General features: G+C 41.9%; 13 protein-coding genes. 3 read left to right on the forward strand and 10 right to left on the reverse strand.

The window, feature by feature from the left end; genetic code table 11:
• Positions 1 to 230 precede the first annotated feature (230 nt).
• Entirely contained in the window at positions 231 to 1,100 is an 870-nt protein-coding gene (locus ACMXI2_RS17715) for an RteC domain-containing protein (protein ID WP_483777417.1), read from the reverse strand.
• A 270-nt stretch (positions 1,101 to 1,370) separates the two neighbouring features.
• Here ACMXI2_RS17715 and ACMXI2_RS17720 point away from each other — a divergent pair, with 270 nt between their 5' ends.
• Positions 1,371 to 1,802, forward strand: coding sequence for a hypothetical protein (locus ACMXI2_RS17720; protein ID WP_218376563.1), 432 nt, complete (start codon positions 1,371 to 1,373; stop codon positions 1,800 to 1,802).
• Here the strand turns inward: ACMXI2_RS17720 and ACMXI2_RS17725 are convergent.
• The 9 genes from ACMXI2_RS17725 to ACMXI2_RS17765 form a co-directional block, all read right to left on the reverse strand.
• Positions 1,799 to 2,326, reverse strand: a complete 528-nt coding sequence (locus tag ACMXI2_RS17725; protein WP_483777418.1) for a hypothetical protein — start codon at positions 2,324 to 2,326, stop codon at positions 1,799 to 1,801. The two genes, ACMXI2_RS17720 and ACMXI2_RS17725, sit on opposite strands and share 4 nt — an antisense overlap.
• Positions 2,327 to 2,347: 21 nt before the next feature.
• Positions 2,348 to 3,211: a HEPN domain-containing protein gene (locus ACMXI2_RS17730; RefSeq protein ID WP_483777419.1), complete on the reverse strand. Its 864-nt coding sequence runs from the start codon at positions 3,209 to 3,211 to the stop codon at positions 2,348 to 2,350.
• A gap of 91 nt (positions 3,212 to 3,302) precedes the next feature.
• Entirely contained in the window at positions 3,303 to 4,028 is a 726-nt protein-coding gene (locus tag ACMXI2_RS17735; protein ID WP_483777420.1) for a hypothetical protein, read from the reverse strand.
• Positions 4,029 to 4,040: 12 nt separating this feature from the next.
• Positions 4,041 to 4,346: a hypothetical protein gene (locus ACMXI2_RS17740; protein ID WP_483777421.1), complete on the reverse strand. Its 306-nt coding sequence runs from the start codon at positions 4,344 to 4,346 to the stop codon at positions 4,041 to 4,043.
• Between the two features lie 23 nt (positions 4,347 to 4,369).
• The gene (locus tag ACMXI2_RS17745) at positions 4,370 to 5,599 is read right to left on the reverse strand and encodes a hypothetical protein (protein WP_483777422.1); all 1,230 of its coding nucleotides are present in this window, start codon (positions 5,597 to 5,599) and stop codon (positions 4,370 to 4,372) included.
• 614 nt (positions 5,600 to 6,213) lie between these two features.
• Entirely contained in the window at positions 6,214 to 7,410 is a 1,197-nt protein-coding gene (locus tag ACMXI2_RS17750; protein ID WP_483777423.1) for an IS256 family transposase, read from the reverse strand.
• A 38-nt stretch (positions 7,411 to 7,448) separates the two neighbouring features.
• Positions 7,449 to 7,856, reverse strand: coding sequence for a helix-turn-helix domain-containing protein (locus tag ACMXI2_RS17755; RefSeq protein ID WP_483777424.1), 408 nt, complete (start codon positions 7,854 to 7,856; stop codon positions 7,449 to 7,451).
• Positions 7,853 to 8,269 (reverse strand): helix-turn-helix domain-containing protein, encoded by a 417-nt coding sequence (locus tag ACMXI2_RS17760; protein ID WP_218376571.1) that lies wholly within the window; start codon positions 8,267 to 8,269, stop codon positions 7,853 to 7,855. Before ACMXI2_RS17760 ends, ACMXI2_RS17755 begins: the two co-directional genes overlap by 4 nt.
• A gap of 11 nt (positions 8,270 to 8,280) precedes the next feature.
• Positions 8,281 to 8,613, reverse strand: coding sequence for a helix-turn-helix domain-containing protein (locus tag ACMXI2_RS17765; RefSeq protein WP_483777425.1), 333 nt, complete (start codon positions 8,611 to 8,613; stop codon positions 8,281 to 8,283).
• Between the two features lie 287 nt (positions 8,614 to 8,900).
• On the opposite strand from ACMXI2_RS17765, the gene ACMXI2_RS17770 reads away from it, so the two are divergent.
• Positions 8,901 to 9,479 carry a TlpA family protein disulfide reductase gene (locus tag ACMXI2_RS17770; protein ID WP_483777426.1) on the forward strand — a complete coding sequence of 193 codons (579 nt, stop codon included), beginning with the start codon at positions 8,901 to 8,903 and terminating at the stop codon, positions 9,477 to 9,479.
• Positions 9,480 to 9,513: 34 nt separating this feature from the next.
• Positions 9,514 to 12,723: a SusC/RagA family TonB-linked outer membrane protein gene (locus ACMXI2_RS17775; protein ID WP_483777427.1), complete on the forward strand. Its 3,210-nt coding sequence runs from the start codon at positions 9,514 to 9,516 to the stop codon at positions 12,721 to 12,723.

The raw sequence follows: 12,723 nt of genomic DNA on the forward strand, positions 1-12,723 counted from the left end.
AGTAGCCAGAATATCCCGGCAGAAAATACCGGGAAAAGAATGCGTGCATCCATATTCACCATATATACATACAATACACGCATACATCGGTCACGAATGGGAGCAATAAAAAATCCCACTTCGGGCCGAAGTGGGATTTTTACATTGTTTCACGAAAAAGCCGCCATAGTAACGGACTTATGTGGCATAAGCTAGATTTCTATCTGATTTACAGCAGTGTCCTGGTGCTACTATTGTTTCGGATTCTCATCCCAATAGTTCATTCGATCTTCGAGCCGATCTATCAATTGATTTAAGAAAGAAACGCGATCCTTCTTCCTTAACCGGATTTCCTGAAAGGTGCGGTAGAAATTTCCTAAGTCGATATTAAATGCTTGCGAAATTTCAACAACAATATCTTTTACATCCGCATTTCCATCGTTTAATACGCCTGCACTATACAGTGCGTAAATAAGTTCCGTAAGGGCAGTTTTTGAACCAGTCCAACGCAATCCTTTACTCGGTTGACTTTGTATAAAACCCAAAGTTTGTTGCACCGTATCCACTAAAGCCAACTGCCTATATAGATAATCACAGTAGGCTTCATCAGCAACAAATTCTGAAATTGTACTATCATGTAGAGTTTGGAAAGAGGTATCTACTATCATGTAGGAATCTTCCGTGTATTGCAAATCGCCTGACCGCCTGAGAAAATAAACCTTGTCCATCAGCGTTTGTCCTGACTTGTGGTAAGAGTATAGAGCGGCATTTTTCCTGTAATGTTTCTTCACCTTGCGTATCTCACCCCTGAAATATTTACCTGCATTAATCTTGTCTACCTTCAACGGTCGTTTCACTTCCAGATCATAAAGTTTCTGAAAGAAAATTAATTTGCTCATAAACTGAGGCTTCACTTCCTTAAAAAAAGAAATTTCCGTTTCTTCATCGGCAAACCCATGTTCGATAACGTGTTGCCTTAAACGCTCCAAAGCAAATTTCGCTGTTTCAATTCCACGGCGTGCATATTCAATTGGGCTAAGACCTTCTTTCTCTATCCTTTCCAGCTCATTTACCATTTCGCTATGGAGCGATACATAATTTGAATATCGCTGCTTCTGCATAGGGAATAGTTTTTTAACTTTATATACAATGTATTCACCGCAAATGCTGTGCAAATGAGATTTTTACCTATAGCAAAAAGGAAATTAAAAACAGCAAATCGGCAATTTTTTTACTGCGTTTTATTTGACCTTCATTTTCTTAAATTTCAGTTGGCAGTTACGATACTTTGACGAAGTTGTACCAAAATCAGAAGTGGATAAATTTTAAGCATGTAGATAGCTATAAGCATAGTTTTTGTATGCTGTAGATATACCTTAAATATTCCTGACATGGATATAAATAGCAATGATATTCCAGAAGGAGCGATTATGTGGAGAGGGAGTAAAGAGGAATTTATAGAATTTGTAATGATTGTAACCGATTATAGTATTTGCACCAATGATAAAATTGCCTCACCAAGTAAGGCAAGATTTATGGAGCTGTGCGATGCTTTGGGCAATGAGCTTTTGAAATTCTTCAAAGTAGATATTTCACCTCATGCTACTTTCAAAATAATGCGAGAAAACACACCAATAAACTACCGCTTCACGAAACGAATAGTTCGGATCATGAAGCGGTTAAAGGAAGACGAACAATTTATACTATTACTCGAAGCAAGAGGTATTATGCCATCCGTTGAGTACGTTACTGAAGAGGTTATTAAGTGGAGCAATGCTGAAAAGATTGCTACGATCCTTTGGTTGCATATTCGGCAAGTTTAGGCATAAATCAAATTCAGTAATGCGTTTATGCAAAGGAAAAACGATATAGATGAATGCCTATTTCTGTCGTCAGGCTCCTTTAATGTAACCACGGCTTCCAACATATCCGTAACCTCAGCCAAAGCATACAACCGAATGTGCTTTTCTGAAAACATTTTCAATACACCTTCAAGATTGCTCTTTTCATTTTTTTTGAGAATCGTACACCGATTAAATTTCTTCCATTCTTTTTTGTATTCAGCAGGTATACGCTGCAACTGCTTTTTCTTATGCTTACTCATAACATAAAAAACTTCAATTACCTTTTCCAAATCTGCACAAAATTCGATCAATTGCCTTCGCTCGTTGCCGCTATCATACATGCCAATCTCATTCACCAAAGCAGCATACTTCCAGTACTCCAACTGTTCTTTCAGCCCATCAAGATCGAAATACTCGAATACCGTCCGTAGGATCTTCTTTCGCTTTCCTGATAGCTGAAAACATAGCGAATACTTCTTACCCTGAAAATTTGGCTTTTCCATGTTGCTATCAAATTTACAATATTATTCCTGCTCAGGAACATCCAAAAGCCCCGACTTTCCTGCATCTATAAGTATATCCAGCACCAGTTGGGCCTTCTCCTTCAATTTCAGGACATACAGCATAGGAGGAGAAAAGTCATAAGCGTATCGCGCACCTACATATGATTTTTGCAACGTTTCCAGCAGCTTTTTACTGTCTGCCTGGTCAACAGGGAAAACTTCCAGCAAACGATACGTAACCAATCCGGCATACCTTAGTAACCGATCAATACTATGGGTATCTACAACGAAGCCGCTGCCAATTAATACAAGCGTTTTAAGTGATTGCTCAAAACACTGATGTATCATGAAAGTTGCAAGTTCACCTTCTTCACGAGCAAGATAGAGTTCGGCACCGGCGAGAAATTCTTTTGCTCGATGGACTGTTTTTTTGTACTCTTTCTGACCGTCGCGTGGTGCTTTTACTTTAATATTATTCAAATCCGGCAACTCCACATTTCCAGCGTCATAGAAAACCGCACCTGCGCTATGTGCCGATGTTGCGAATATGTTACCCTCTTTATACTTTTCCACGAATGGCAGCAACTCCATCACAATTATTGTCACTCTTGCAATATGCGCACACCGCTGTTCTAAAATGTCCTCCCATTCACTCATACGCCTACCTTCTCCATCTTTTATTATAACAAAAAGAAAATAATCACCCATGTAATGAGATGCAGGAGATGTACAATTAAAGATCGTTTCTGTTCGTCGTTGGTACAATGACGAACCGAGTAAATAAATTAATTCTGTGGCTACGGAGTTCTTTATGATCCTTACAATTTCTGTTTGCGGATTCTGAAACAAACTGTTGTGAGTGCTGAATAAATTAAATGGTCGCATATCTAAATTGATTTAATGATAAGTATTCAATTATTTTACTTTTAAAATGTGCTGTTGCTATTTCTATCTTTCATTATCGAGGAATAGCAAGCTACGCAGTGCCTTCCGGCGTTTTGATGGGCCTGATCTTACCAATAAGGTCAGCAACTCGCGAGCTGAGTATCTCCATATTCTCACGTACAAGCGATCCAATCATATCTGCCTCTGCGTTTGATAGTTTAGCATCAGTATGCTGTTTCCGATAGTAAGTAGAAATAGACCAGTCACATTGTTCCATTACTTCATTTCTGATCTTTATCAAAACATCCTCCATAGTGGTTTGCAAATCTCCGAGTATATTATAAGCACTTCGGTGTGACGAGCATCCCGCGTTTGACGGAGTAGTGTAACGCTCCCGATGTGGTTCTGTTTGATTTCGATACGAGGGCGAAAATATAGGGGCTTCCTCATAGTCGGTATTTTCCGGCGGATCGACAGCATATCGCTTTTTGCTACGGTTATTACTTCCCGGTGGGCGGCCCACTCTTTTTCTTCGCGCCACACTTTCTACTGGCTCACTCTGGAATCTTTGCAGAGGCAGCGGAGCAATGGTATAACGATTCCTTTCCTCCAAAGTAGAGGGGGATGTAGGTTCATTTGTTACGGGATCATACTTAGGTCGTACACCCAATGATCTCCAATTACCCGGCTTTGTCGGAACGCCTGGATTTTCCTTTTTTGGTCTGCCTCGTTTCCCGTTCGGGCGTTCCTTATCGTTGCGACTTCTGTATAAATCATCATTGGAGTAATCGAAGTCCAGATCATCAGCATAATTCATAAGGAGTGTTTTTTAACGTTTTGGGTTGCCTTTTTCGTTTCGGATTAACCAAGCGGCTTCAATCAGCATCTCAGTTTCAGTATAAAAGAAAATAGCTTGCGCTGCATTCTCATGATGTGTTCCTTCCCTACAATAGTAACCAACGAAAGAGTGGTAGAAATCCCATAAGTGGCTTCTGGCTTCCTGTAAAGTGAAATTGCTGAAAAACGAATCCACGGCTTCCATTGGAGAAAAAACATTATTTTCCTGCATCCTAGACTGCCGATAGTGCAGCTCCTTTAAATGCTTCTTTTTCTTTCCTTCAGTTTTTTCGGTCATAATTAGATGGGATTTTTTATTCTCTATAAAAGTGTATATCTCTGTGCCAGCGGTTCTATTATTTCCTCAGCAGCTTCTTTCTTATACTCCTTATAAATTGTGATGTGACCAGCATTGACCATCCACTGCGCAATCGCCGCATCCTGATACGTATCGAACATATACAAGGTTCCCTGATGGATTACAAAGAAGGGATAGTGAGCGTCAAATGATGATAATGGCCTGCCGTTTATTTTAATCCCCATAGTTAGTTGAAATCGTTCCTTTGTATAAACCATTTTAAAATACACTTCAGGTTTCTCCACTGAAACCGTGATTCTACTAGCATGAGATTTTGATGGTCGCATTTTCATCGCTCTAATTCCGAAGTATGTATATGAATAAACGAAGATTTCATTCTGCAACAATGGATAGATGTTTTTCCATTCATTAAAGGCTGCCAGCATTTTTTGATTCCACTTAGGCATTCTGGAATAGTTATTTTCCCTCCCAAATTCTTCAGACCGCTCTCGCAACTGTGATCCTTTTATAACGAGGTCAAGCTGATGTACACTGATCGATTTTTCAGCTTCTTCATCCAATACAGGTAAAAACTTAGTCCATGATGTGATTCTATCATTAGACTTGCTCATTTTACCCGATGCTGGAACTATAAAGGGTGGTTGTTTTCCTGCGTATGGTAACATTAATAAGAAGGCAACCGCTTCTCGCTTCTCCGGCATCTTCTTTTCTGAGGGAACTTTAAGTGATAATATATCGTCCAGGGCGAAAGGAAAATTTGGCTTATCGAAAGGAAACAACTGCATTACCTCCTTCCTTTGCATTAAGTAGATCCCGCTTTCAGTTTCGATCTTGTCAAATCCATATTGGTATTTAAAAGCAAGATCAAACTGACGGTTCGGCAACAACTGAGCGAAATAGCATTTCCCGTATCTACTTACTATTACTGCAACGGTTTTGCAAATATGGATGCAAACACCGGTGTGCTTTCCTTTGCAGCTACAAGTAACCTGTAGTTCTTTTTCAGTTGCTTTAAACTTTACATCATAGTCGCCTGTAAAAAAAGTGCATTTCAATACAAGCTGATGGTTTCTGTATTGAATGAATTTAATGGAAGGAGAATGGAACTCGTTTATTAATTCAGCATCCACGCAATGCTTCATCAATTGTTCCGTCGATATACCCTTGTCTTTGTCAAATGGGATTGCCACAATGTTAGATGCAGCTTTCGGAAATGATTTAGTTGTAACCATGATTTTTGTTTCTCGCAAATCACGGCGTTCTCAAACTGAAAGCAGAATTTTCAATTTTGTATTTTACCACTAACCGGTTGACTTTTACAAAAGTTGAAAATCATATACTTGTGGAGGTTTTATTCGCTTATGACAAATTCAACTATAAATGAAGGAGAAAATGTTAGGAGGCTAAGGCTAATAATGGGGCTGCGGCAGAGCCGAATGGCACTGAAGTTGGGTAAAGACTGGAATCAACAACGAGTTTCCTATATGGAAAACAGAAGGAAGATAGATATATCGACTTTGAATCACATTGCTGCTGTATTGCAGGTTCCTGTCTGGTTGCTTCAGATGCCCCATTCAGTATTCAACAACATCGTTCTTAAATGTCCTAAGCAGGACAATTTTTGCCCTGATGTATATATGATTAAGATTGTAGAACTATACGAAAGATTATTGATAAGCGAGCGGGAACTGCATCGATTGATAGGTGAGCTGAATGAATTAGAGGGAAGTGTAGTTTGGGAATGAAGGGGATATAGTTTGTTTTAGCTCGACTTTGCATCGAGCTTTTTAAGTGGGACTATCTCAGTAACTGTGTAAGTTTCAAAAATCAGAGTTCGTAGCAGGAGCTATATTTTGATCCTGTTTTCAAAAATAGTTAAAAACTGATCCAGGACAATGCCCCAGTTTCTTATAGGCATTGTCCATTTTTTTGTCACCTCCCGTAAGGCCAGGTAGACGGATTTAAGCACCGCTTCATCCGTGGGGAAAGAGAGTTTGTTTTTAGTGTATTTCCTGATCTTTCCATTAAGGTTTTCGATCAGGTTTGTAGTGTAAATGATTTGACGGATTTCGATGGGGAAGTCGAAGAAAACGGTCAGTTCTTCCCAATTATCCTTCCAGCTTTTGATCGCATAGCCATATTTGCTGCCCCATTTGCTCTCCAAGCTATCCAGGGCGGCCTGAGCGGCCTGGCGGGTAGGCGCCGCATAAATGTCCCTCATATCCTGGGTAAACGCCCTTTTGTCTTTCCAGACCACATAGCGGCAACTATTGCGGATCTGGTGAACAACACAGATCTGGGTGGAAGATTGGGGGAATACGGCCCGGATCGTTTGGGTAAAGCCGCCCAGATTGTCGGTTGCCGTGATCAGGATATCCTCCACCCCGCGAGCCTTTATATCGGTCAATACCGTCATCCAATAAGCAGCCGATTCGTTCTTACCCAGCCACATCCCCAACACCTCTTTGTAGCCGTCTTTACGTAGCCCGACAGCTATATAAATCGTTTTATTGACAACTTTGCTGTTCTCCCGTACCTTAAACACTATCCCATCCATCCACACGATCAGATAAACGGGTTCCAGCGGGCGATTTTGCCAGGCAACGATGTCCTCGGCCACCCGGGAGGTGATCCGGCTGATGGTCGCGGTAGAGACTTCAAACTTGTAAACATCCTTTATCTGCTCCTCGATATCGCTTACGCTCATGCCTTTGGCATATAGAGACACAATTACCTCCTCAATCCCCTCTACCATACTTTCCCGCTTGGGAACGATCATCGGGTTAAAGCTGGCATCCCGGTCACGTGGCACCTTGATCTCCGATTCCCCGTAACTGGTCCTGACCTTCTTCTTACCGTATCCGTTGCGGGCGTTTTTGCTGTCGCTCTGTTCATTCTTCTCATAGCCTAAATGCCCGTCCAGTTCGCCTTCCAGCATCTTTTCAATGGCCCTTTTCTGGATTTGACCCAGGAAGTCGTTAAGTTGCTTACCCGTCTTAAATTGCTTCAAAAAATCGTCTGATAAGAATTCTTCTGCTTTCATTGTCTGTGTAAAGTTTAAAAATAAAAAAATCGAAGATCTTACGAACTCCGATTTCCTATGTTTACACAGTTTCTGTTACAGTGTCTTTTAAGTATCAATTCTAGTGTTTCTGTAAGTTTTTCATATTGACTATTGTTTACCGTGTGATGATAGTAATTTGCCACAGCATTTGTGTTCACTCCACAATTTTCATAAAAGTTGATCGTATTAAACTGTGCCATGTCTTCATTATATTCAAGCAACCCCTGTTCTGTTACCCCCAACGCTGAGGCAATTTCTCTGATCCTGTCAACGTCCAAATTTTCAAGTTGTTCCAGCATTGATACTTCCTGAGCTGTTACCCCCAGGGCAATAGCAAATTCATGTTCTGTTATGCCTCGCAACCGGCGAATGCTTCCTATTCTCCTTCCCAAATGCCTTATAGTCTTAGGTTTTTCTATTGTCATTGATCGCCTGATTTCTTGTTTCTCAATTTATCCGCTTTTATCTTTTCTCCAGCAATGAGCTTTTCGTACAATGACATTGCTTGATGAATATCGAATGTGTTCAAGTTCTCAATATTATTCGAGCAAATTCCCGATGCTGATACTCCGCTTGAATCGTAGAAGTTAATAGTGTTATACAATACACGTTCCTCATGGAAATTTTTTAGCCCTTCTTCCGTTACCTCAAGGGCTTCGGCTACCTTTCTTATTTTATCGTCATCCATTTTTTCCGTCTGTTCCAATTTTGAAACAGCCTGTTTTGACATACCAAGCCTTTCCCCAAGTTGAGTTTGAGAGAATCCTCGTAACCGCCTCACCCGTTCTATTTTTCGGCCTATATGAGCAGTATTTGTGCTATTTAATGTTTTTTCCATATTGTGCTAAATTAATTACTGTTATCATTTTTCTTTAAAATTTCAACTTTTTCCCTTTCACTTGTCAGCAGCCTTTCATACAATTCAACGATTTTTTCGACGGGATTGAAGGTGCCCGCGACTGAATTTATCGAGTTGTCAGAAAAGGTACAATCACGTACATTATTTATGTTGTTTATTACATTCTTTTCGTCAAATTCTTTGATCATCTCCGCCGATACACCCAATACATCTGCCACCTTTGATAACATATCGTCGTCAATTACCTCTTGTTTTTCCAAACTAGAAATGCCTTGTTGCGATAACCCAAGATCAGCAGCTAGGGCTTCCTGCTTAACGCTCATGTAAACCCTAATTTTTTGGATATTCCTTCCATGATGTTTATTCGATTTAACCTCCGGGGAATTTGAAACCATACTTTATATTTTAACCACAATATAGTAAAAGTCAACCAAATTCCAGTTAAAGTCAACCGAAAATCGCACAAAAGTTGCACAACATCGCATAATTTGCCTAGAATACTAATTCCCTAACCATACGCACAATCACAGTTTATTAAGATCGGGGAAAGGCAACTGGCATGGCAAAAGCCCATATATTATAATATCTCTTAATTAATTCACAATCGCGCATGAAGTTACTTCTTTTCATTGCGCTGGCCCTTGTGTGGCCGGCACGATACTCCTTTGCTCAGGATCTCCATCCGGCTAAACACGCTCCGTTATCTGTTGGCGACACGGTACCGGATATTTCATTTATGCTCTGGAAGAAAAGCATACCTGTCAAGCTCAGTGACTATACTGGAAAGCTGGTGATCCTCGACTTTTGGGCTACATGGTGCGGAAGCTGCATCCGCATGTTCCCTAAAAGCGATTCTTTAGAAAACCAATATAAAGGACAGGTAATCTTCCTGCTGGTCAACAGCATACGTTCTACCCAGGACAGCGCCCGTCAACTAACTAATTTCTTCCAACGCTGGCAGAAAATGAAGGGCCAACAGTTTGCGCTTCGCACTGCCATCAATGATACAACAGCATTCAAATTATTCCCTCACATATTCCTGCCACATTACGTTTGGATTTCGGGCGATAGAAAAGTGTTGGCCATTACCGGCTCCGAGGCAATCACGGCCACCAACATACGAAAAGCACTGAGTGGAAAAATACTAAAAGAACCGATTAAAGGCGACAGGTACAACAAGGATAACTGACACCACACCATTTTTCACCAAAACACATTTTTCAATGAGATTGATTTTAGCAGGATTTTTCTTTTTATTTACCGTTGTGGCGTCGGCACAGCCGACAACCCGTGTAGAGATAAGGGGGCGTGTATATTCAAATGAACAACTGCCGCTGGCTGGTATTTCGGTATCGGCACAGAAAAGCGGCATCAGAACCACCACACGAAACGATGGTACTTTCAACCTATCCATATCACAGCTACCCGATACCCTGACCTTTACACATATCGGCTACAGCCCACTTCGGATGCCCATCACAAAGCCGGGCGAATCATTAGATATTGTGATGAATGTTATTGCGACAGAACTTTCGCAGGTTACGATCAGTACAGGCTACCAGCGAGTAAAGCCCAACCAGGTCAACGGCTCATTTGCCCTTATCGACAATAAGGTACTAAACCAGCAAACCGGAACCAACATCCTTAACAGGCTACAGAATGTTACGCCGGGCCTCAACGTTAACCCCGGCTATGGTAATGCCAACAGTAACAACAATAGAACCGGAATAAATATCCGTGGATTAAGTACAATCAACGGATCGTTAGACCCATTAATTGTACTGGATAATTTCGTTTTTCAGGGTGATATTTCAAATATCAATCCGAACGACATTGAAAATATCACTGTTCTTAAAGATGCCGCTGCCGCTTCCATATGGGGAGCTAGGGCCGGGAATGGTGTGATCGTCATTACAACCAAGAAAGGACGCTATAATCAAAAACCAACCATTTCCCTTTCTTCTGGCTTGATCGTTCAGGACAAGCCCGATCTTTCTACCCTCCGGGATATGAGCATACAAGACTACATGGGACTTGAAGCATTCTTATTCGGTAAAAACTACTTCAACACTACATTGAACCGCCGGTACGTACCAGTTCCACCACTAATCGAAGTGCTACAGAAGCGGAAAAGCGGCTTGATCTCTGCTGCTGATAGCGCGGCGCAGGTTTCAGCATTGCAAGCACAAGACAGCAAAGCTCAGTATCAGGAACATTTTTACCGCCCTGCCATCACTCAACAATATTCACTGAGCCTTTCAGGAGGTAGCAGTAGTATGACATGGTTACTCGCCGGATCGTATGACCGAAATATCGATAACCTGAGCGCCGCTTATGACAAAGTAAACCTGCATCTATCCAATTCGATGAAACTTTCCAAAAAAATACAGGTCGATGTGAACGCCTACTACACTAATAGCAAGGCGACCAGCGGCAAAGAGAGTTTCGGTACAGTAGCAAGTGTAAATGGAAGATATGCTCCATATCTTTCATTTGCTGATGCAGCCGGTAAATCATTGCCTGTTCCGAAATACTATCGGGATAGCTATGTAGATACGGCAGGGGCAGGTCAATTACTCGACTGGAAATATTACCCGCTGGACGAATACCACCAACGCAGGGCGACAACAAGAACAGACGAGATAATCGCAAATATCACAGCCACCTACAAAATACTACCATTTCTGCAGGGCAGCATCTTATATCAGTACCAGCGGCAGCGTACCAACCTGCAAAGCCTGTCAGGGGTTAATAGTTTTGATGCCAGAAACACCATAAATCTATTTAGCCAGGTTAACCGATCCACGGGTGAAGTAACCCATATTGTGCCTGTAGGCGATATTCTCCGTACAACCTTCACCAACCGAAGCAGCCAGAACCTGCGTGGTCAAATTGATTTCAGCCGGAGCTGGAAAGACCACAGCATAGTAGCACTTGCCGGGGCTGAGATTCAGGATATTGAAGCCGACAGTTACAAAAATATCTATTACGGATATAACGCGCAGCCCTTATCATATGCAAAAATGGATTTCATCAATCCCTACCCAACGTTCATTACAGGTCGAAACCAAATTATTTCTGATGCAGGGCTGTCGACCAGTACGACGAATCGCTTTGCTTCTCTTTTCGCCAATCTGAACTATTCCTACCAAGCAAAATATAGTTTCTCCCTTAGTACACGGCGCGATGGAAGCAATGCTTTTGGAGTGAAAACAAATGATCGGTGGAAACCACTATGGTCTGCGGGCTTTGGATGGGATATTTCTCAGGAAGGGTTTTATAGGCTTCAGTGGCTCCCACAGTTGAAACTCAGGGCCACCTATGGAACATCAGGTAATGTTGATCTTACACGCACTGCATTGCCGGTCGCTGTATATTCCGTTGATCCTCTCACAAACCTGCCTATTGCCACTGTTTCCACGCTGAACAACCCGCGACTGCGTTGGGAAATCGTTAAACAACTGAATATCGGTGTACAATTCTCTAACAACTTCCTGTCCGGTAGCATCGATTACTACCGCAAACTAGGCTCCGATCTGTACGGGCCGATGCCATACGATTACACTGCATGGGGGGCATCGAATTTCATTATCGCTAACGTCGCAGACATGCGAGGTAATGGCATCGATGTGATACTGAATAGCAATAACCTCAAAGGAAAGCTGAAATGGAATACCACAGCGATATACAACTACGTCAGTAATAAAACGACAAAATACTTTGATGAATCTGCTCAAACGATCAATACCTTGTTGAGCGGAGGCAGAAGCATCACTCCGGTGATCGGAAAGCCATTGTATGCAATTGCAGCCTTCCAGTGGGCGGGGCTTAACGGAGAAGGAAACCCGCAGGGCTATTTGAATGGTGCAATAAGCACCGACTATGCAGCAATGCTGGCATCGACCTCCGGGAAAGATGGAGATCGGCCAAGCATCGTTTATGTAGGCTCATCCATACCAACATCTACCGGCAGTTTAATTAACACTTTCACTTACGCCAATTTTGAATTAGCGATAAATATCGCGTACAAACTCGGCTACTATTTTCGCAAACCGGCTATTTCCTATTCCGGTATGATTGCCGGATCGATGGGCAATAAAGAGTATGCAGATCGATGGCAGCTTCCCGGTGATGAAAGCCGTACCACGGTACCTGCTTTTAATTATCCCGCAGATGGAACCCGTGATATGTTCTATGCTTATAGTACTATCAATGCGCTTAAAGGCGACCATATCAGGCTACAGTACATCAACCTGACATATACACCGGTGCGACCCTTCGGGATCACTACTATGAAACAAATACAGCTTTACATCAATGTTGCTAACCTGGGCATCTTATGGCGGGCCAATGACCATAACCTTGATCCTGATTTTCCCAATGGGTTACCGACACCTAAAACATTCTCAGCAGGCATCCGTGCCTCATTTTAA

This window comes from Chitinophaga sp. G7 BAM 1005, from assembly GCF_057126945.1.